The sequence below is a fragment of the Rickettsiella endosymbiont of Dermanyssus gallinae genome (genome assembly GCF_019285595.1).
In the GTDB taxonomy this organism is placed as follows: domain Bacteria; phylum Pseudomonadota; class Gammaproteobacteria; order Diplorickettsiales; family Diplorickettsiaceae; genus Rickettsiella_B.
Genome location: NZ_CP079094.1, coordinates 345,661 through 365,838 on the forward strand (window position 1 = coordinate 345,661; position 20,178 = coordinate 365,838).

28 protein-coding genes are annotated in these 20,178 nt (G+C 40.1%); 16 read left to right on the forward strand and 12 right to left on the reverse strand.

Translation table 11 applies throughout. The features are described 5' to 3' along the window. Positions 1-46 precede the first annotated feature (46 nt). Positions 47-973, forward strand: coding sequence for a UDP-3-O-acyl-N-acetylglucosamine deacetylase (gene lpxC, locus KX723_RS01720; protein WP_218814393.1), 927 nt, complete (start codon positions 47-49; stop codon positions 971-973). Between the two features lie 95 nt (positions 974-1,068). On the opposite strand, the gene rnhA is transcribed toward lpxC, so the two are convergent. Beyond that, positions 1,069-1,515 (reverse strand): ribonuclease HI, encoded by a 447-nt coding sequence (rnhA, locus tag KX723_RS01730; protein ID WP_218814394.1) that lies wholly within the window; start codon positions 1,513-1,515, stop codon positions 1,069-1,071. Next, a complete protein-coding gene (locus tag KX723_RS01735) occupies positions 1,499-2,221 on the reverse strand; it encodes a class I SAM-dependent methyltransferase (protein ID WP_218814395.1) in 723 nt (240 codons plus the stop codon). Before KX723_RS01735 ends, rnhA begins: the two co-directional genes overlap by 17 nt. A 162-nt stretch (positions 2,222-2,383) precedes the next feature. On the opposite strand from KX723_RS01735, the gene KX723_RS01740 reads away from it, so the two are divergent. From KX723_RS01740 to KX723_RS01750, 4 genes are all read left to right on the forward strand, one after another. Continuing rightward, positions 2,384-2,554, forward strand: coding sequence for a hypothetical protein (locus KX723_RS01740; RefSeq protein ID WP_218813323.1), 171 nt, complete (start codon positions 2,384-2,386; stop codon positions 2,552-2,554). Positions 2,555-2,591: 37 nt separating this feature from the next. After that, a complete protein-coding gene (locus KX723_RS09720) occupies positions 2,592-2,717 on the forward strand; it encodes a hypothetical protein (RefSeq protein ID WP_281421169.1) in 126 nt (41 codons plus the stop codon). Positions 2,718-2,804: 87 nt separating this feature from the next. Then, positions 2,805-3,920: a transglycosylase SLT domain-containing protein gene (locus tag KX723_RS01745; protein ID WP_218814396.1), complete on the forward strand. Its 1,116-nt coding sequence runs from the start codon at positions 2,805-2,807 to the stop codon at positions 3,918-3,920. Between the two features lie 404 nt (positions 3,921-4,324). Next, positions 4,325-4,495: a hypothetical protein gene (locus KX723_RS01750; RefSeq protein WP_218813323.1), complete on the forward strand. Its 171-nt coding sequence runs from the start codon at positions 4,325-4,327 to the stop codon at positions 4,493-4,495. Positions 4,496-4,687: 192 nt separating this feature from the next. On the opposite strand, the gene KX723_RS01755 is transcribed toward KX723_RS01750, so the two are convergent. Then, a complete protein-coding gene (locus KX723_RS01755; protein ID WP_218814397.1) occupies positions 4,688-5,374 on the reverse strand; it encodes a hypothetical protein in 687 nt (228 codons plus the stop codon). A gap of 105 nt (positions 5,375-5,479) precedes the next feature. After that, on the reverse strand, positions 5,480-6,070 hold the full coding sequence (locus KX723_RS01760) for a hypothetical protein (RefSeq protein ID WP_218814398.1): 591 nt from the start codon (positions 6,068-6,070) through the stop codon (positions 5,480-5,482). A 71-nt stretch (positions 6,071-6,141) separates the two neighbouring features. Between KX723_RS01760 and KX723_RS01765 the strand changes: the two genes are divergently transcribed. Next, positions 6,142-6,312, forward strand: a complete 171-nt coding sequence (locus KX723_RS01765) for a hypothetical protein (RefSeq protein ID WP_218813323.1) — start codon at positions 6,142-6,144, stop codon at positions 6,310-6,312. An 11-nt stretch (positions 6,313-6,323) separates the two neighbouring features. Here the strand turns inward: KX723_RS01765 and KX723_RS01770 are convergent, their stop codons facing one another. Beyond that, a complete protein-coding gene (locus tag KX723_RS01770; protein ID WP_218814399.1) occupies positions 6,324-6,527 on the reverse strand; it encodes a hypothetical protein in 204 nt (67 codons plus the stop codon). Positions 6,528-6,667: 140 nt separating this feature from the next. Between KX723_RS01770 and KX723_RS01775 the strand changes: the two genes are divergently transcribed. After that, positions 6,668-6,838 carry a hypothetical protein gene (locus tag KX723_RS01775; RefSeq protein WP_218813323.1) on the forward strand — a complete coding sequence of 57 codons (171 nt, stop codon included), beginning with the start codon at positions 6,668-6,670 and terminating at the stop codon, positions 6,836-6,838. 11 nt (positions 6,839-6,849) lie between these two features. On the opposite strand, the gene KX723_RS01780 is transcribed toward KX723_RS01775, so the two are convergent. From KX723_RS01780 to KX723_RS01790, 3 genes are all read right to left on the reverse strand, one after another. Next, complete coding sequence (locus KX723_RS01780) at positions 6,850-7,209, reverse strand: hypothetical protein (RefSeq protein ID WP_218814400.1); 360 nt, start codon at positions 7,207-7,209, stop codon at positions 6,850-6,852. 283 nt (positions 7,210-7,492) lie between these two features. Continuing rightward, positions 7,493-8,362, reverse strand: coding sequence for a UTP--glucose-1-phosphate uridylyltransferase GalU (galU, locus tag KX723_RS01785; protein WP_218814401.1), 870 nt, complete (start codon positions 8,360-8,362; stop codon positions 7,493-7,495). Then, complete coding sequence (locus KX723_RS01790; RefSeq protein WP_218814402.1) at positions 8,359-9,696, reverse strand: UDP-glucose dehydrogenase family protein; 1,338 nt, start codon at positions 9,694-9,696, stop codon at positions 8,359-8,361. Before KX723_RS01790 ends, galU begins: the two co-directional genes overlap by 4 nt. 114 nt (positions 9,697-9,810) lie before the next feature. On the opposite strand from KX723_RS01790, the gene thyA reads away from it, so the two are divergent. From thyA to KX723_RS01830, 9 genes are all read left to right on the forward strand, one after another. Further along, positions 9,811-10,605 (forward strand): thymidylate synthase, encoded by a 795-nt coding sequence (gene thyA / locus KX723_RS01795; protein ID WP_218814403.1) that lies wholly within the window; start codon positions 9,811-9,813, stop codon positions 10,603-10,605. 26 nt (positions 10,606-10,631) lie between these two features. Next, positions 10,632-10,802 (forward strand): hypothetical protein, encoded by a 171-nt coding sequence (locus KX723_RS01800; RefSeq protein ID WP_218813323.1) that lies wholly within the window; start codon positions 10,632-10,634, stop codon positions 10,800-10,802. A 133-nt stretch (positions 10,803-10,935) separates the two neighbouring features. Then, the gene (locus tag KX723_RS01805) at positions 10,936-11,862 is read left to right on the forward strand and encodes an ADP-ribosylation factor-like protein (protein WP_218814404.1); all 927 of its coding nucleotides are present in this window, start codon (positions 10,936-10,938) and stop codon (positions 11,860-11,862) included. A 74-nt stretch (positions 11,863-11,936) separates the two neighbouring features. Continuing rightward, complete coding sequence (locus tag KX723_RS09825; protein WP_425516596.1) at positions 11,937-12,017, forward strand: hypothetical protein; 81 nt, start codon at positions 11,937-11,939, stop codon at positions 12,015-12,017. Between the two features lie 79 nt (positions 12,018-12,096). Next, the gene (locus KX723_RS09725) at positions 12,097-12,225 is read left to right on the forward strand and encodes a hypothetical protein (RefSeq protein ID WP_281421170.1); all 129 of its coding nucleotides are present in this window, start codon (positions 12,097-12,099) and stop codon (positions 12,223-12,225) included. Then, positions 12,216-12,686: a GTP-binding protein gene (locus tag KX723_RS01815; protein ID WP_281421172.1), complete on the forward strand. Its 471-nt coding sequence runs from the start codon at positions 12,216-12,218 to the stop codon at positions 12,684-12,686. Before KX723_RS09725 ends, KX723_RS01815 begins: the two co-directional genes overlap by 10 nt. A 6-nt stretch (positions 12,687-12,692) precedes the next feature. Further along, entirely contained in the window at positions 12,693-13,007 is a 315-nt protein-coding gene (locus tag KX723_RS01820; RefSeq protein ID WP_218814406.1) for a hypothetical protein, read from the forward strand. A gap of 583 nt (positions 13,008-13,590) precedes the next feature. Further along, positions 13,591-13,995 (forward strand): hypothetical protein, encoded by a 405-nt coding sequence (locus tag KX723_RS01825; protein ID WP_218814407.1) that lies wholly within the window; start codon positions 13,591-13,593, stop codon positions 13,993-13,995. Positions 13,996-14,024: 29 nt separating this feature from the next. Continuing rightward, positions 14,025-15,002: a Rab family GTPase gene (locus tag KX723_RS01830; RefSeq protein WP_218814408.1), complete on the forward strand. Its 978-nt coding sequence runs from the start codon at positions 14,025-14,027 to the stop codon at positions 15,000-15,002. Here the strand turns inward: KX723_RS01830 and KX723_RS01835 are convergent. The 4 genes from KX723_RS01835 to dnaK form a co-directional block, all read right to left on the reverse strand. Then, the gene (locus KX723_RS01835; RefSeq protein WP_218813425.1) at positions 14,940-16,157 is read right to left on the reverse strand and encodes an IS256 family transposase; all 1,218 of its coding nucleotides are present in this window, start codon (positions 16,155-16,157) and stop codon (positions 14,940-14,942) included. The genes KX723_RS01830 and KX723_RS01835 overlap by 63 nt on opposite strands. Positions 16,158-16,289: 132 nt before the next feature. Continuing rightward, complete coding sequence (gene greA, locus KX723_RS01840; RefSeq protein ID WP_218814409.1) at positions 16,290-16,766, reverse strand: transcription elongation factor GreA; 477 nt, start codon at positions 16,764-16,766, stop codon at positions 16,290-16,292. Positions 16,767-16,853: 87 nt separating this feature from the next. After that, a complete protein-coding gene (gene dnaJ / locus KX723_RS01845; RefSeq protein ID WP_218814410.1) occupies positions 16,854-17,987 on the reverse strand; it encodes a molecular chaperone DnaJ in 1,134 nt (377 codons plus the stop codon). Positions 17,988-18,114: 127 nt separating this feature from the next. Beyond that, positions 18,115-20,082, reverse strand: a complete 1,968-nt coding sequence (gene dnaK / locus KX723_RS01850; RefSeq protein ID WP_218814411.1) for a molecular chaperone DnaK — start codon at positions 20,080-20,082, stop codon at positions 18,115-18,117. Positions 20,083-20,178 lie beyond the last annotated feature (96 nt).

The following is a 20,178-nucleotide window of genomic DNA, read 5'->3' on the forward strand; positions in this document are numbered from 1 at the left end:
TACTCGTACTGTAAAACAACGCGTAATCAATGGTGTTGGATCGAAAATGGCGCGTGCTTTAAAACAACGCACCTTGAAAAATGTGATAAAAGCAGCTGGGATTACCTTACATAGTGGTGAGACAGCTATTTTAACGTTACGACCGGCGCCTATTAATACCGGTATCGTTTTTCGTCGAATTGATTTTAACCCTATTATTGAAGTACAAGCACGTGCTGAACATGTAGGTGATACCACGTTACAAACGACTTTAGTCAAGAATGGTGTTCGTGTTGCAACGATTGAACATCTGATGTCAGCGATGGCGGGTTTAGGCATTGATAATGCCTATGTTGATATTACCGCTTCAGAAATTCCCATTATGGATGGTAGTGCAGGTCCCTTTATTTTTCTTATTCAGTCAGCAGGTATTGAAGAGCAGAGCGCAGCAAAGCGCTTTATTCGTATTAAGCGACCTATCAAAGTAACTGATGGTGATAAGTGGGCGTCTTTCGAACCATTTGATGGCTTCAAAATTTCCTTTGAAATCGATTTTAACCATCCACTTTTTCAAAATCGTAGCCAAAAAGCGAGTATCGATTTTTCAAAGACTTCTTATATAAAAGAGGTTAGTCGTGCACGTACCTTTGGTTTCATGGCCGATTATGAGAAGTTACGTGAAGTACGTTTGGCTTTAGGCGGAAGTTTAGATAATGCAGTGGTTGTAGATGAATATAGAGTGCTGAATGAAGATGGTTTGCGTTATGAAGATGAATTTGTTCGGCATAAAATTCTCGACGCGGTAGGTGATTTATATTTACTTGGCTACAGTCTTATTGGTTCTTTTAGTGGCTATAAATCGGGCCATGCATTAAATAATTTATTGCTGCGTCGTTTATTAGAGAATGAAGCGGCTTGGGAATATGTAGAGTTTGAGGATGAAGTCAAAGCACCATTAGCTTATAGACGTGCCTTATTACTCGATCCGACCTGATTAGACGCCTTGAAGTAGATAAAGATAAGCGTCATACCGCGGCTTGACCGCGGTATCCAGAAAAAACAGAAAATCGTACTTAGGAAAGAAATCTATTATTTGAGCAGCTTATCTAAGGCTTCATTCGCTAGACTATCAACTCTATCATTTTCAGGGTGACCGCTGTGTCCTTTTACCCATTGCCATTCGATGGTATGACGCGCGGCTTGTTTATCTAACTGCTTCCATAAATCACTATTTTTGACTGGCATTTTATTGGCAGTTTTCCAAGCGCGTCGTTTCCACTGTGGTAGCCATTCCGTAATCCCTTTTTTTACATACTGAGAATCCGTGCTTAATACGATCTGGCAGGGTTTTTTTAATGCCATTAATGCTTGAATAGCGGCCATGAGTTCCATGCGATTATTGGTCGTATTGAGTTCAGTGCCAGATAACATTTTTTCTTTTTCTCGATAACGTAACAAGGTTGCCCAAGCACCTGGGCCAGGATTTCCTCTGCAAGCACCGTCAGTAAAGATTTCTATTTTAGGTGGTGTAGGCACAGTGTGCTCCTCGTACGTTAGAAGCTAAGGCCTTGTTGGTTAATACCGGTGGAAATTGCCAGGCAAGCCCCAATCGGCTAAGTTGTCGTATATGTTTTTGGGCGATAATTAAATAAATTCCGCCCAGATAAGGAAATAGCCACGGTGATATTTGTTCTAACCAAAATAACTTATCAAATAACCAGGTTCCGGATTGGCTGGTGAGTGGGGGGCGAAAAAAGAAACTTTCTGTGTGACAAATTTGTCCGCCCAAATGTTGAATCCACTGACAAATCGTTGGAATCGTATAAAGATAACCGTTCCAAGGCGGGGGTTTATATGAAAAAAGTTTGTAAAGACCCCATGAGCTAGTGGGGTTAATACCTAAGAGGATTAAATGGCCATTCGGTGTTAATACTCGCCAGGCCTCACTGAGGATATGTTTTGCATTTTTATCATGCTCTAGGGTGTGGGGTAAAATGATGAGGTTAATGCTGTCACTCGCAAACGGCAAATCAGTGTAGTTACTTTGTAAAAAAGCACAATTGAGCGTGTCGTCAGAAATGGATTCTGGTGCTTGGCTGATGCGAATTTTGTGTGGAATAGGGCTAGATTCTAGACTCGATAAAACATGGTTACTCAGCAGTAGTAAATGTCGGCCTGAGTAATTAATCAATAAGCGACTTAATCGCTTATTTTCTAATTTGAGCGCATTGTCGTAATTCAAGGTTTTTCCCCAAGTAGAAAATGATCGTCATTTCGTACACGATAAGGGCAGGATTAACCCCTTATTATGGCACAAGCAGGACTGACACGAAAAGTCGTTGTTTGATGGGTTTTTGGGGTGGGTCCTGAGCGGCTTAGCTGAGAACTTGCCAGATCACGGCCGATGAGACAGGAAAGCATTGTGAAAGCAATGCGAAGTCGAAGAGCCCGCGATAGGCGTGCGTTGACGGGCGAAGCAGGAAACGCATCACGCCGTAAAGTCATTTGTGGGAGGCACGGGCATGAACTCCGAAGGAGTGAGTGCGTGCCGGACGCAGGACGTATCGCGGCCTAATTTCAGTCGCGTCATGCGAACGAATTTCGGGGACACGATGGCCGAAATTCTTCGGGAGCATAGCGACTCACTTGTTGATAGACCCATTTGGACAGCCTTTTCAGCCCTAAAATCATCTGTTTTTAACCACTTTTGCCTAGGGCAAAAAACCCATGAAAAGTAGGTATTTAGCTTACATGTAAGCCCATTTCTTTAGCATATGTAAGCCTATTGGCTTGATCTATGTAGGTAGCTCCCGTAACATCCTATTATGACTTATAAAACGCTCAAAATTTATACATTATTACTCACCCTATTGCTTGTTTTTGCAGTAGGTATTACGGCTTGTGTTCAGTTCCCTCCTTTGAGTGGAACCGCGACAACTGACCAAAATGGCCCAGCTAAGGGTGCTAAAACAGCTCCTACAGGGGGAAGTTTAGCACCGCATGATGCTAAGGCTCTTTTTAGTGCAGTAGCAGAAAAGGGAACCTTATGGAACCCTATTCGAGCTCACTTACAGTTAACGGCTAGTGAAGAACGCCAGCCTGCCGTACAGGAACAGATTCGATGGTTTGTTAAAAACCCGGCTTATCTGAATGATGCAGTTAGCCGTGCTGCTCCTTATATGGATTATGTTTATTCGCAGGTTACTAAGCGTAACTTGCCGACCGAATTGGTATTATTACCTATTATTGAAAGTGGTTATAATCCGTCGGCTACCAATGCTTCCTCAGGTGCAGCGGGTATGTGGCAGTTAATGTCTACTACAGCGCGTGCTTATGGTGTCCATCAGGATAAAGGCTTTGATGGTCGTCGAGACCTTTCTAGCTCAACCAAGGCGGCTTTAGATTATTTAACGTATCTAAAGAGCTTCTTCGGTGGAAACTGGTTATTAGCGATTGCCGCTTATAATACCGGTGAAGGTAACGTTCAGAATGCGATACGTCACAATACGCAACGTGATAAAAATACAAATTTCTGGGCTTTACCATTAGCTGATGAGACGCGTTCATATATTCCGCGTTTATTGGCGCTCGCTGCGATTGTTAAAGATCCAGCAAAATATGGCGTGACTTTACCGCCTATTAGTGCCAAGCCTTACCTTGAGTTGGTTGATGTAGGTAGAACGGGGATGAGTTTATCGCACGCTGCTAAGTTAGCGGGTATGAGCTTATCAGAGCTTCAACAGCTCAACCCGGGTGTTAAGAGCAGTACGGCTGCCTTAACCCAAGGCCAGTTTGCTTTACCTATAGATAGGATAGCTTTATATAGGAAACAGTTAGCGGCATTACCTTCTGTGGATAAGCTTGCTTTACAGCAAACGGCTAAACAGAAGACCGCTCCTACTAAACATAAGACCGTCGTGCGGTTAGCAAAAAATCAGTAAGGATGTAAACGGGATAGTGGTTTAACCACTCATCCCGTTTTTTTTGGCCTGCTTAAAACCACAGAGAAGCAAAGCTAATAAATAAAACACAGCTTATCAGTTAATTGTCCAATCATATCAAACAGCGTTTCATTTAGCATAGCAATGCTAAACAATAACCTATAGTTTAGCGATTCGTTAGAAGTATTATTTTCTTGCAAGCTTTCAGTCTTTTCGAGTGTTAATTTACAACAAATATCAACTATCTTTCTTAACCTTCCATTTCGTAAACAGGGATCGGATTTTTTTAGGTTTAATATCCTATTTTTTGTGGCTAGAGATGTTATGTCTCCTTCAGCTAAAATAGTTTGTAATGCTAATGCAGCAGTTGTTTTTTCCTGTGTCGAATAGCCAAAATTCCATCGATGAGACAGGAAAGCATTGTGAAAGCAATGCGAAGTCGAAGAGCCCGCGATAGGCGTGCGTTGACGGGCGAAGCAGGAAACGCATCACGCCGTAAAGTCATTTGTGGGAGGCACGGGCATGAACTCCGAAGGAGTGAGTGCGTGCCGGACGCAGGACGTATCGCGGCCTAATTTCAGTCGCGTCATGCGAACGAATTTCGGGGACACGATGGCCGAAATTCTTCGGGAGCATAGCGACTCACTTGTTAAAAAATCGGGTTGTATGTGTAATATTTTGCTTTTTTCTGTTAGAAAGATCTTCTAAATATCTATCTAATAATGTTTTAACGGTATATAGATTCCAATCAGGATCATTTTGGTGATTTAAAAATTTATACACAAGTTTTTTGGAGAAAAATCTTTAATATTATTGTCTATAAATTCTATGATGGATATCAATTCCGAGTGTTTTTCCGAATCTTTTATAGCCAACGACAATGCATTGTCACCATTTTGACAGGAGAAAATTATTTGATTCAGAGTTTCTGGATCAAGTTTATCTTTATTATCATTTACAAAATCTAATAGAGAAGGAACGGCTTTAGGTTGAGACTGTGCTGCTAACACCAATACATTCTTGCCATCTTTAGTTTTATTTAAAAGCATTTGTTGGATTGTTTCTGGATCGATTTTATCTTTATTATCCTGTACAAAGCCTAATAGCGAGGAAATGACTTTAGGTTGACGACATGCTGCTATCATCAACGCACTTACGCCACCTTTATTTTTATTTAAAAGCATTTGCTGGATTGTTTTTGTATCGATTTTATCGTCATTACCCTTTATAAAATCTAATAGAGAAGGAACGGCTTGAGGTTGATAACGCGCCGCTGCCATCAATGCATTCCAGCCATCTTTAGTTTTATTTAAAGGTATTTGCTGGATTGTTTCCGGATCGATTTTATCTTTATTATCCTGTACAAAGCCTAATAGCGAGGAAACGACTTTAGGTTGATAACACGCTGCTATCGTCAATGCACTTAGGCCACTTTTATTTTTATTTAAAAGCATTTGCTGGATTGTTTTCGGATCGATTTTATAGTCGTTATCTTTTGCAAATACAAAGTTTAATAAAGAAAGGATGGTTTCAGATTTATATTGATAAATATTCGTAACTCATATTGTTATTAACGATTTAATAATATTAGGATGGTTATGTATATCTTTTAAATTTAACGAAAGTAATAAATTAATTTTTTCATCTATGTTGGTGGCAGCAGGTGAGTTTTTTATATCGCTGATCAATAAAGGTATTCTGCTAATTAAATGTGGATGATTTTTTAGGTTTTTCCAGTAACCAGGAAAATCTATTTTAATTTTCTTTAATTGTAAAGAATAATGCTTGTTATCAAAAAATTCATCTACAAGGTATTTAGTTTCGATTTCCAAAAGTTGGTTATCATGAAATAGGTTACTAAAAGAAGCACAATCTACTAGGTTGTGTATATTTTTATAGGAACGCTGATGAGCAAAATAACCTTCCTGGACTAAGGTTTCAAAAAGATATTTTATTATTGCAGCCCAATCCATATCTCGTATAGTAATATCAAAATCATCGTTTTCAATTATTTGAAAAAACTGTTGCCAATTATATTTTTTAAACGTTTCTGCGTGGAGATAAGTTTTGATTTTTTCAGATATCGTTTCCGTTATGCCTGTAGTATACTCAGAATCTTGAGGCCCCTGATAACCAGAAGAACTAAGCAATCTCCGCAGTTGCTCTTCTAATAAAAAAGGTAAATAAAAGGGGGTAAAGTTTTTGGAGAATTCTTCTTTCGATGAGACAGGAAAGCATTGTGAAAGCAATGCGAAGTCGAAGAGCCCGCGATAGGCGTGCGTTGACGGGCGAAGCAGGAAACGCATCACGCCGTAAAGTCATTTGTGGGAGGCACGGGCATGAACTCCGAAGGAGTGAGTGCGTGCCGGACGCAGGACGTATCGCGGCCTAATTTCAGTCGCGTCATGCGAACGAATTTCGGAGACACGATGGCCGAAATTCTTCGGGAGCATAGCGACTCACTTGTAGAGCTTCTTTAGTGACAGAAGTTTTTAAATCCGAAGAATAGGGGTCATTAAAATTTTTTTCAATGCCTAACCCTTCATTAACGGCGATGTCTATTGTTTGGTTAACTGCATGAATTTGTTGCTCCTGAGTTATTGCCATAGTATTCGCTACCTTTCTTACAAGCTCAGATCTTGCCTGGTAGAGTAACTCATTTAAATTTTTTGGTTCCTGAAAACTATTTACTATATCTGAGGCACGGTTAAAAAAACCTTCCGTACAGAGTTCGATGCCTTCAGTCGATGAGACAGGAAAGCATTGTGAAAGCAATGCGAAGTCGAAGAGCCCGCGATAGGCGTGCGTTGACGGGCGAAGCAGGAAACGCATCACGCCGTAAAGTCATTTGTGGGAGGCACGGGCATGAACTCCGAAGGAGTGAGTGCGTGCCGGACGCAGGACGTATCGCGGCCTAATTTCAGTCGCGTCATGCGAACGAATTTCGGGGACACGATGGCCGAAATTCTTCGGGAGCATAGCGACTCACTTGTAACTTAAGAATCATAGCAGTATGGTGCGAATCTGTGGCGTTTAAATCAGAAAGCCGTAAATAAATAAGCTGCAATGCGTTTGTTAATGAAAGAGTAGTGTTTCCTAATAAAATAACATAATTGCACGAATGAGACGTTTTTATATGTCTATTAAAATGTTCAATTTTTACTTTGCATAGCGCAGCTAATTTTGGCAACCAATCTTTTGGTAAGGATTGTAGCTGGTTTAGATGGGGAAGCTTTAACGGGGTGAGGTTATAGCATTTTTCGTTTAAATCAGAATTTAATATAGGCATATAATTTCCCCTTTTAGCACGAGTAATAATTATTGGATACAAAAAACTAAAACAGTATAAACGCGAATTCGGGATAAAAAGCCGGAGGGAATAAAAAACCTATTATTATTTTATTTTTCAAATTAGGATAGATCCTGTTTTTCGAAAATAGTACAAAAAATCGTTAGGATAAAGTTAATTTTGATGTCCTTTATCCTGAAATTATATTATAAAGACTATCAAATTTTCATGTGGATGTACATAAATAGGCACTGTTTTTTTACAGTTGTATTTTTTATTATGATTATAACTTAAAGTTTTTTAGATAATTTGCAAAGGCAGTTTTAGTTTCAGAATGTTTTAAGGCGTAGGCAATAGTAGCATGTAGATAACCTAATTTACTTCCGCAATCATAACGTGTTCCTTCAAACTCCCAAGCATACAGTGGTTCATTTTCTAATAAGCATGCAATCGCATCCGTTAGCTGAATTTCGCCACCTTTGCCCGGTGGTATTTTCGCTAGATAGGGAAAAATAGCCGATGTCAGAATGTAACGTCCAACTACCGCTAGATTGGAAGGCGCTTCTTTAATGCTGGGTTTTTCTATAATCTTATCGATGAGACTCAACCTATTTTCTTTAGCTTTATAACCAATAATGCCATATTGATCACTCCCTTCGGGATTGATTGCTTGAACAGCAATGACAGAGTGCTGTTTTTCTTGGTACACCGTTAGCATTTGTTTTAAACATGAAACCGAAGAATCAATTAAATCATCGGCAAGTAGAATAGCGAAAGGTTCATTATCAATCAGTGGTTGCGCACAAAGAACAGCATGGCCTAAACCTAAGGTATCCGGTTGGCGTAGGTAGATACAACTTACGCCTTTAGGCAATATATTTTTAACGATCTGCAATAAATCATTTTTACCGGCTTCTGCAAGCTTGGCTTCTAATTCATAGTTTGAATCAAAATGATCTTCAATGGCGCGTTTACTGCTACTGGTCACAAAAATCAATTCAGTAATACCTGCCGCAATCGCTTCTTCTACCGCATATTGGATCAATGGCTTATCAACAATTGGTAACATTTCTTTTGGGCTTGCTTTAGTAGCAGGCAAAAAGCGCGTACCTAATCCTGCGACAGGAAAAATAGCTTTACTAATTTTTTTCATGGATTAAATGGTTCCCCACGACCAATGCCGTAATAATTGAAGCCTAATTGCTTTAAGTAATGCGGATCATAGAGATTTCTACCGTCAAAAATAGTGGGCTCTTTTAATTGTTGCTTGATATTCTCAAAGTCAGGATTAAAAAATAGATTCCATTCGGTGACGATAACCAGTGCATTCGCATTGATCAGCGCCGCTTCTGGACTTTCGCAGCAGCTAAAATTGGGTTTTGTTTTATAAAGACGTTGTGCTTCTGGCATCGCAACTGGATCATAGGCTTGTATGCTCATGCCTGCCTTGAGTGCCGCATCAATCAATACACGGCTGGGCGCTTCGCGCATGTCATCTGTATTGGGTTTGAAAGAAAGTCCCCACAAAGCAATCGTTTTGCCACTCAACTTATTATTAAAGTGGTGTGTTATTTTTTCGAATAAAACACGTTTTTGTGCGTCATTGACTTTATGGACGGCATTAATAAGTAGGGGCGTATAGTGAAAACTTTTTGCGGTTGCTTCTAAAGCCAGTACATCTTTAGGAAAGCAGGAGCCACCGTAACCAGCGCCAGGATTAATAAAATGATAACCAATACGTGGGTCGGAACCAATGCCGATGCGTATCTGTTCTATATCGGCATTTAAGCGTTCTGCTAAACGGCTTATTTCATTAATGAAACTAATTTTGGTGGCTAAAAAAGCATTGGCTGCATACTTCGTGAGCTCAGCGGAGCGAATATCCATCGCGATTAAGCGATCATTATTGCGATTAAAAGGTTTATACAATTGGCGTAAGTGATTTTCTGCATCGCTGCTATCGGTGCCAATGATAATGCGATCTGAGCGCATGAAGTCATTAACCGCCGCCCCTTCACGCAAAAACTCTGGATTAGAAGCCACATCAAAGGCAATAGAAAGCTTGCGTTTTGTGAGCTGTTTTTGGATAGCAGCGCTTACTTTATCAGCTGTGCCCACAGGAACAGTGGACTTATTAATAATAAGGCGCGGTTCAGTCAGTGAAGCGCCAATGGTTTGGGCAACCTCTAAAACATGGCTTAAATCTGCTGAGCCATCTTCATCTTGTGGGGTACCGACGGTAATGAATTGATAAAACCCATGGTGGACCCCTTCCTCGGGCTCATGGCTGAAATTAAGCCGACCCGCTTCTAAATTTTTTTGTAATAAGGCAGGCAGATCCGGCTCATGAATAGGGCACTCCCCTTGCTTCAAGCGTTTAACTTTTTCCTGATCGATATCGATACAAAGGACCTGATTTCCATGTTCGGCGAGACAAGCGGCGGTAACCAATCCAACATAACCAGCCCCAAACAGATTAATACGCATAAGAATTTTAAAAAATACTAGAAATAATGTGATGGTACCCTATAAAATGGGATGCAACAACGCTAGCTTAACCGCTATATCCACCGGAGCTGGGCTTTTAATAGCCATTATCTTATGCAAACCTACCTTAATTTTTTGACGCATATTCTTGAATCGGGTGTATCCAAGACGGATCGGACGGGCACAGGTACTCTCAGTAGTTTCGGCTATCAAATGCGCTTTGGTCTAGCACAAGGCTTTCCTTTGGTCACGACGAAACGATTACATTTAAAAAGTATTATTCACGAATTACTGTGGTTCTTACGCGGCGATACTAACATCCGTTATTTGAATGAGCAGGGCGTGACTATCTGGGATGAATGGGCCGATGAGTTAGGAAATTTAGGCCCTGTGTATGGTAAGCAATGGCGCAGCTGGCAAACCGCCGATAATAAAATCATTGATCAAATGAGTCAGTTAATACACCAGATAAAAACCAATCCAGATTCGCGGCGTTTAATTGTCAGTGCTTGGAATGTGGGTGATTTAGATCAGATGGCGCTGCCGCCTTGTCATTTACTGTTTCAATTTTATGTGGCAAACGCACGGCTTTCCTGTCAGCTTTATCAGCGCAGTGCCGATGCCTTTTTGGGTGTACCTTTTAATATCGCTTCTTATGCGTTGTTAATACATATGATTGCACAGCAGTGTGGTTTGCAAGTGGGTGAGTTTGTTTGGACGGGCGGTGATTGCCATATTTACAATAACCATCGTGAACAAGTGCAGTTACAGTTATCACGACAGCCACTTTGTTTGCCCAAACTCGTGATGCAGCGTAAACCCGATTCTATTTTTGATTATTGTTTTGAAGATTTTGTATTGAGTGATTACCAATATCACCCTTCTATCAAAGCCGTAGTGGCCATTTAATTAGCATTTATTTAATTTTTCCATCGATGAGACAGGAAAGCATTGTGAAAGCAATGCGAAGTCGAAGAGCCCGCGATAGGCGTGCGTTGACGGGCGAAGCAGGAAACGCATCACGCCGTAAAGTCATTTGTGGGAGGCACGGGCATGAACTCCGAAGGAGTGAGTGCGTGCCGGACGCAGGACGTATCGCGGCCTAATTTCAGTCGCGTCATGCGAACGAATTTCGGGGACACGATGGCCGAAATTCTTCGGGAGCATAGCGACTCACTTGAAGATTATTATTGTAATATAGAATTTTAAAAAATTAATAATTTCTTCAGAGAAAAGAAAATGTCTAATAATATTAAAGTTGTATTTTTAGGTGCCGAGAATGTCGGTAAAACATCCTTGCTCAATAGAATGAAAAATCGGGCGTTTTCTGATCGGGTAGAGTCTACGATAGGTTCAAGTTTCTCTAAATTGACGGAAGGAACAGTAATATTTGATGTATGGGATGTAGCAGGCGCTGAAAGGTATAGAGGTCTTTGGCCAATGTATCACAGATCTTCATCAATTATCGTTTATGTATTGTCTTCTACTGAAGACATAGAAAAAAATAAAAAGTTATTGCAACAATATAGGCAAGCGACAAAATCTAACTCTGCTGATTTCTCTGAACTGATCGTTTTTGCTAAAAGTGATCATCTGGAATCTAGGCTTTCTGAAGAGTATATAAGGGCGTTTGATGCGTTTGAACTTCCTTCGATAGCTTGTTCTGCAAAGGACAATAGTACTGATCAAACAGGAATGACAATAAAAGATAGATTGATGGAGTACTTTAATAAATTTGCTTCTGAAAAAATAGCTTATGATCAGATACTCACTTACTTAAATTTACCTGTCTTTGATGAAAAAGAAATTAAAGAAAAGAAGCACAAATTAAGTGAGCTCGTTCAAAAAAAACAAGCTGGTTCAATAAACCCAGATCGATTTAAAGAAGAAGCAACCGTGCTTATTCAGCAGATACGTGAGCAGGTACCAAAGCAATCGTTAGCTTGGCGGTTACTTGATGCGATAGCTAGTTTGATAGCAATTATTGTTCCACCCATTGCGATTGCTAATTGCTTCTATAATAAGGCGGTAAACGGTAAATTTGAGCTTAGTTTCTTTAAAAGCCCAGAAGAAAAAAGTCTCAACCGTCTAGAAGTGTGGGTTGATAAAGTGCGTGGTGCTACCATTATAGAAGAAAATAATATGGAAAATAGTAATCGCGCGTGAACAAGTGCAGTTACAGTTATCGCGACAACCACTTTGTTTGCCGACACTCGTGATGCACGCGTAAACCCGATTCTATTTTTGACTATCACTTTGAAGATTTTGTATTGAGTGATTACCAATATCATCCAGCTATTAAAGCGGCTGTTGCGGTTTAAGCAAATCTGGTTTTATTCATAAAACTTTAAGTTAACTTGGCTAGAATATTCTTAATTTTCCTTAGAATATAACTGATATATGCCTGACGTGGATAATAAAATTATAAGAGTTATTGTTGTAGGTAATGCAGAGTCCGGTAAAACGGCTTTAATGAACCGCTTAGTTGGCAAAGAATTTCATTCTAATTATGTACCACTATGGGCATAGACTTTTTTCTTCTTAAGAAAAGGAACATAAAATTTCATCTATGGGATTTGGCTGGAGCTGCGCGCTTTAGTTTCATAAGAAAAGCCTATTATAAACAGGCCTCAAGCGCTGTTTACGTATTAGATGCCACTAAAGATGTGGAAGAAAACAAAAGAATATTTCAGGAATTTAATAGGGAAATTAAATCAGAGATTTTTATTCCTAATGCTTGTCAATTGATTGTTTTTAATAAAAGCGATGCTGAAAACTCTAAACTTTCCCAAGATTATATCAATGAATTTGCTATATTTAATGTTCCCTATGTGATTTGTTCTGCAAAAACAAATGAAGGGGTTGCTGAAATAAAAGATACAAACTTCAATTATGTTAGTGGCTTAGTCTCTACAAAAGAGGCTGAAGAAGAGTTGCTGCTATCTGAAATTGAAAAATACAGCAAATGTTTAAGGAAAAAACATACGTAAATAGCTATGAATAAATCAACGGCCCTTAACGCGATCGCTAAAGCATGCCGCGATAGAGGAATGGGTCGGTCTCAGCCAAAGACGCCGTTGTCTACAGAGAAGATTGCTGACATTAAGCGCATTATTAGCGATAAAAAAGAAACCATCAGGCAGCATAGGCACTGGTTTGTGTTTAATTGCTTTTTTAACGTGATTGATATGCTTAGCGCGTCAGCACTAGAGCATCGTGTTGAAAGTAATAAGCTGGTAACTAAATTAGATGCTTACTTAAACAATCGAGATGAGTTTTTAAAATCACCCTTCATATCGACTAATCCTTAAATTATAGCGTGCTAGATATCTCTTACTTTATCAATTTCTAACGATGAGACAGGAAAGCATTGTGAAAGCAATGCGAAGTCGAAGAGCCCGCGATAGGCGTGCGTTGACGGGCGAAGCAGGAAACGCATAACGCCGTAAAGTCATTTGTGGGAGGCACGGGCATGAACTCCGAAGGAGTGAGTGCGTGCCGGACGCAGGACGTATCGCGGCCTAATTTCAGTCGCGTCATGCGAACGAATTTCGGGGACACGATGGCCGAAATTCTTCGGGAGCATAGCGACTCACTTGATTAAGTAGAGCACTGCTGTTTGTACATCTGCGCTAGAAAAAGCTTGATGGTCAGCAAGGCCATGAACTATAGTGAATACCTGTGTAAAAAGTATTTAGTGTATTATTAATAGTCAGGGAAAATAATAAGGTGAGGATGAGAGACTTTAATAATATTTTTTCTAAAAAAACTACATGTCCTCTAACAGAGGGTATTGAATCGAATCCAAACCTATCTAATAAATTGCATCATTATTGTGCCCGGATAATCGCCTATTTAAACTCACCTTGCTTTGATAAAAGCGAAATCATAGAGGTGGATCAGTTAATCGAACTGGCCAAACAGATGCAAGTTGGAACAATACAACCCGAAGATTTTTATCAACAAGCTAAGCAATCTATTGAACAGATACGTTTGCAGATCCCACCATTATCGTTTGCTTGGAAGTTGCTGGATATAGTCGCTAGTTTTGTGGTGATAGTAATGATCATTGTTCTACCCCTGGGAATACCTATCGCGATAGCCTGTGGGTTCTATAATACGGCTGTGAAGGGTAATAAATTTGAGTTTAGTTTTTTTAGCAAAAGTTCAAAAGAAAAGAAACTTGATAAAATAGAAGCGTTGCTTGATAGAGTTCTAAGCGTTAGCACTAAGGTTGCTTCGCTTACTGAAAATAGCGATGCGGGTGTTGAGCACATGCCGGTAGCCTTTAAAAGGTGATACTAATATTTTAATAATGGGGTTGTAAAATGTTCAATCATAATGAGATGAATAGCTTTAAGATTGTTGTAGTAGGTAACGAGAGAGCAGGTAAATCAGCCTTAATACGCCGTATAGTCGGCGAAGAATTTTATTCTAATTACCGGTGTACTATCGGGGTAGATTTTTTTAGGTTTCAGAGAGAATCCATAGCATTTCATATATGGGATATCGGAGGATATGAAAAATTTGGAAGTATGTTAAAAATATATTATAGAGATACATCAGCCTTTATTTATGTATTAGATTCTACTAAAGAAGCAGAGGAAAATAAAAAGATATTTCAGGAGTTTAATACGGGAATTACATTGAAGGGTTCTACTTCTGGTTGTTTGCAATTGATTGTTTTCAATAAAAGTGATGATAAAGGTTCTAAGCTTTCTAAAGATTATATCAGTGAATTTGATATTTTTAATATTCCTACAATAATTTGTTCTGCGAAGACAAATGAGGGTAGTGATGAAGTGAAAGATAAATGCTTCAATTATTTTAATGAATCGATACCTATAAAAAAACCTGAAGAAGAATCATTAGTATCTGACATTGAAAGCTACAGCAAAATATTAAATAAAAAACATTCTCAAATAGCTAAAAATAAATCAATAGCTCTTGAAGCGATTGCTAAGGTATGCCGTGATGGAGGAATGGGTCAACGCCAGGGACAGGCTAATAGAGAAGAGTCTTTATCCAGAGAACAGATTGCTAAAATTAAAGAAATTATTCGAGATCAAAAAGAAATCATCTCTCAGCATAGACACTGGTCTGTGTTCAACTGTTTTTTTTATTTGATTGGTAGCATTAACCCAACAGTTCTAGAGCGTCGTGTTACGAGCCATGGCCGGGTGACTGAATTGGATAACTACTTAAACACTCGAGCCTGTAAACAATTTTGTGTAAGTGCCGTGTCAGGAGAACCTACCCTCGAATTCGATAGCGAATCGATTCATAGCGGCTCTCCAATCATGTAAAGCCATCGTCCACTTTTGTGATGCCTTCTGTACCGCTAAATATACTACTTTTAATGCCGATTGGTCATTAGGAAAGATTTTACGATTATTAATTGATTTTCTAATCACACTATTGAGTGATTCAATGGCATTGGTGGTATAAATAATTTTTCGTATGTCGTCAGGATAATCGAATAAGGTCACCATATTACTCCAGTTTTTATGCCAGGTACGGCTAATGGCGGGATATTTTTTATCCCATTTTTCACTGAACATCAGAAGCGCTTCTTCGGCTTGCTCTATAGAAATAGCACGGTAAATAAGCTTAAGATCCGCTACCACGGCTTTCATGTCCTTATGCGGTACGTAGCGTAAGGAATAACGAATAAGATGCACAATGCAGAGCTGAACCTTCGTTTTTGGGAATACCGCGTTTATTGCCTCTGGAAACCCGCTTAGTCCATCCACGCAAGCAATAAAAATATCCTTTACCCCACGATGATTTAATTCGGTTAATACAGATAGCCAAAATTTTGCACCCTCGGTTTCAGCTATCCACAAGCCGAGTAATTCCTTTTGTCCTTCACAATTAATGCCCAAAGCCAAATAGATGGATTTATTGATCACACGTTTATCTTGATGGCATTTAATAACGATACAATCTAAATACACGATAGGATATACCGTTTCTAAGGGGCGATTCTGCCACACCGTCACCTCATCCATCACGGCTTCAGTCACTTTAGAAATCAAGCTGTGCGATACCTCCGCACCGTACATTTCTTTGAACGTCGCCGCTATATCACGGGTAGTCATCCCTCGGGCATACAGCGCTAAAATCTGTTCATCAAACTCCGTCAAGCGCGTTTGTCCTTTGCGTATAAGTCGAGGTTCAAACGTACTATTTCGATCCCTAGGCGTGTTAATCTCAACTTCGCCAAAATCACCCTTTAATCGCTTCGGTGAATAACCATTGCGGCTATTTCCCGTATTCTTGCCTTCTATCGCGTGCTTTTCGTAGCCTAGATGCTCCTCTAGCTCTGCATCCATGGCTCGTTCTACCGTGAGCTTTAATAGCTGCTTGCTCAGCGCAGATATATCTTTTTCACTCTTTATGGATTTAGCCAATTCACTGATTAATTCGGGAGCTATATTTATTTCTTGTTCTTGTTTCATTACTTATTTCTCTTTTATCGCTAGTGCTTTTTTCAGCGCATTAGCTTAGGTAATAATAAGCATTTACACAATTTAGTTTACAGGCTCAAACACTCAAAGCGAATCTTTAAGATCATCCTTAAACTGTAGTGTTTAGATATATTCTACTTTATCAATTTCTAAATTAAGTGGGCCGGCTGGTGTTTGTACATCAACGGCATCACCTTCTTCTTTACCTATTAAAGCCCTTGCAATAGGTGAAGCAACTGAAATTTTACCGTCTTTGATACTTGCTTCGTCTTCACCAACGATCTGGTAAGAAACTGTTTCATTTGTTTTGCTATTAATAAGCTGAACCGTTGCACCAAAGATAACTTTGCCGTGATTAGACATTTTGGTGACATCGATAATTTGCGCCGTGGCTAATTTACTTTCAATTTCAGCAATTCTTCCTTCAATAAAACTTTGCGATTCTTTAGCCGCGTGATACTCCGCATTTTCTTTGAGATCACCATGGGCGCGTGCTTCTGCAATCGCATCAATGACTTGCGGACGTTTTATGGTTTTTAAATCTTGTAGCTCTCGTGCTAAATTTTTAGCACCAGCGGTTGTCATTGGAACTTTCTTCATGATTTTTTCTCTGAATTTTCAATCCGTATTTTTATATGTAATAAGCATCCAAGCTGATCATACCTGTTTTAAATAGTTTTTTCGAGCTTAGCTTTTTTGGGTAAAGAACTTTTTAACGCTTTCAAACCATTGACGTGCTTTAGGGTAATGATTTCCTGTTTGTAGTTCTTTTTCAAGGGTCGTGAGAAACTCTTTTTGTTTTTTGCTTAAATTAACCGGTGTTTCTACAAAGACACGGCATAATAAATCACCCGTTACGGCAGGTCGTCCAGGAACACCTTTGCCACGTAAGCGTAAAATTTTTCCACTTTGGGTCTCGGCTGGAATGTGTAGTTTTACAATACCGGTTAAGGTAGGGACTTCAATTTCACCACCTAATATGGCCAAGCTAAAGCTGATAGGAACGTCACAATATAAGTGGTTACCTTCGCGTCTAAAGAGTGGATGCGGTTTTAGGTGAATTTGTACATACAGATCACCTGCTGGCGCACCATGCAACCCACCTTCACCTTCGCCACTTAAACGAATTCGATTACCTTCATCAATACCGGCAGGGATTTTGACGGATAAGGTTTTGGATTCTTGTACTTGACCTTGGCCACGACAATCCGGGCAGGGGTCTTTTATGATTTGACCATGACCGTGGCACTCACGGCAGGTTTGTTGAATCGTGAAAAAACCTTGTTGAATACGTACCTGTCCTTCACCACCACAGGTGTTACAGGTAATAGGGTTGCTTCCTTTGCGCGCACCAGTGCCGGCACAGCTTTTACAAGCAACGACACGAGGAATACGAATTTCTACGGTCGTGCCATGAATAGCAGATTCTAAGTCGAGTTCTAAGGTATAACGTAGATCCGCGCCGCGTTGTGCACGCTGTGGTCCTTGTTGTCCACCACGACCTCCAAAAATATCGCCAAAGACATCGCCCATGTCGCCAAAGACATCACTGAAATTAAAACCGCGTGAGCCTCCTGCGGAACCACCGCCCATACCACCTTCTATACCCGCATGGCCAAATTGATCATAAGCAGCACGTTTACGTGAGTCGGATAAAACTTCGTAAGCTTCTTTTGCTTCTTTAAATTTTTCCTCGGCTTCATCCGATTTGTTACGATCAGGGTGATACTTTGCCGCAAGTTTTCGATAAGCTTTTTTTAATTCGCGATCACTCGCATTTCGGGGAACGTCTAATACTTTATAATAATCCTGTTTCGCCATAATCAGAGAGCCAAGTAAAGAAAAATCCCTGTTAAAAAGGGATTTTAAAAAATGTTAGTGGAATAGAGTGTTTTTAAGAGGCTAAGGATGGATCATAAATAATCCATCATTAGCTATAAGCAACAAATTATTCTTTATCCTTGTCCTTATCCTTCTTCCTTTGGCCTTTATCCTTTACTTCCTCAAATACCGCGTCTTCAATATCTCCCTTTTCCTTATTATCACTTGCTTGAGCAGAGTCAGCCGGTTGGGCTGTGTTTCCTGCATCAGCACCCGATTGGGCATACAGACGATCCGCCATTTTCCCCGATACATCGGTTAAGGCTTTAAGTTTTGTTTCCATCGCTTCTTTGTCACTGCCTTTAAGCGATTCTTTGAGTTCCTCAATCGCTGTTTCCAATTGTGTTTTTTCGTCAGCGGTAATTTTGTCACCGGCTTCTTTCAGTGCTTTGCTGGTGCCATGAATTAAGCTATCGGCTTGGTTACGAACTTGTATGAGTTCATGAAACTTACGATCGTCATCGGCATGTGTTTCAGCATCTTTAACCATTTGCTGAATTTCTGCTTCAGATAAACCACTGGCGGCTTTAATGACAATTTTTTGTTCTTTACCCGTGGTTTTGTTTTTAGCCGATACATTAAGGATTCCGTTTGCATCAATATCAAAGGTTACTTCGATTTGCGGTGTGCCGCGTGCTGCAGGTGGAATTTCTGCTAAGTCAAAACGCCCTAATGATTTATTGGCAGAAGCCATTTCCCGCTCACCTTGTAACACGTGAATGGTAACGGCTGTTTGATTGTCATCCGCTGTAGAAAAGGTTTGGCTCGCTTTTGTTGGGATGGTGGTATTTTTTTCGATGAGTTTTGTCATCACGCCACCTAGGGTTTCTATTCCTAAAGAGAGGGGAGTGACATCCAATAATAAAACGTCCTTAACATCACCGGCTAATACACCACCTTGAATAGCCGCACCAATGGCAACTGCTTCATCGGGGTTCACATCGTGACGCGCATCTTTGCCAAAGAAGCTTTTAACCACTTCTTGTACTTTAGGCATACGTGTCTGTCCGCCCACTAAGATAACTTGAGTGATTTTATCCTTAGAAATTTTTGCATCTTTAAGCGCTGTTTCACAAGGTTTTACAGTACGCTCAATTAAGTCTTCTACTAAGGACTCTAATTTTGCACGAGTCAGTTTAATATGTAAATGTTTTGGACCACTGCTATCCGCGGTGATATAGGGCAGATTAATTTCAGTTTCTTGTGCAGAAGAAAGTTCAATTTTAGCTTTTTCAGCGGCTTCTTTAAGTCGTTGTAACGCTAATGGATCATTATGTAAGTCAATACCTTGATCTTTTTTGAACTCATCCGCGAGATAATTAATAACGCGTAGGTCAAAGTCTTCACCACCTAGGAAAGTATCACCGTTGGTTGCTAATACTTCAAACTGATGTTCTCCATCGACTTCAGCGATTTCAATGATAGAAATATCAAAAGTACCGCCCCCTAAATCGTAGACAGCAACGGTGGAGTCACCACGCTTTTTGTCTAGACCATAGGCTAACGCAGCGGCAGTCGGTTCATTGATAATACGTTTAACTTCAAGTCCCGCAATACGTCCGGCATCTTTAGTTGCTTGACGCTGAGAATCGTTGAAATAAGCCGGTACCGTGATGACTGCTTCAGTGACCTCATGGCCTAAATAGGCTTCCGCATCACTTTTTAGCTTCATTAAGATCTGAGCTGAGACTTGTTGAGCGGATAATTTCTTGCCGCCTACTTCTACCCAGGCATCGCCGTTTTCGGCCTTAATAATTTTGTAGGGGACCATCTTAATGTCTTTTTGAACAGCTTCGTCTTCAAAGCGACGGCCAATCAAACGCTTTACCGCATAGAGGGTATCGGTTGGCTTAGTGACAGATTGTCGTTTTGCTACATCACCGACTTTAATTTCGTTACTGTCATAGCTGACAACGGAAGGGGTTGTTCGTCGCCCTTCTTTGTTTTCTATCACTTTGGGTTTGCCACCTTCCATAATGGCAACACACGAGTTTGTGGTCCCCAAGTCGATGCCGATTATTTTTGCACTTGCCATAATGTTCTCCGCGTAAAATAGCTCTTTTATAAATTTTAAAAAAAACGATCTGTTAGCTTATAGACCAACAACACCTCTAAAATTGGGCTTAATGAT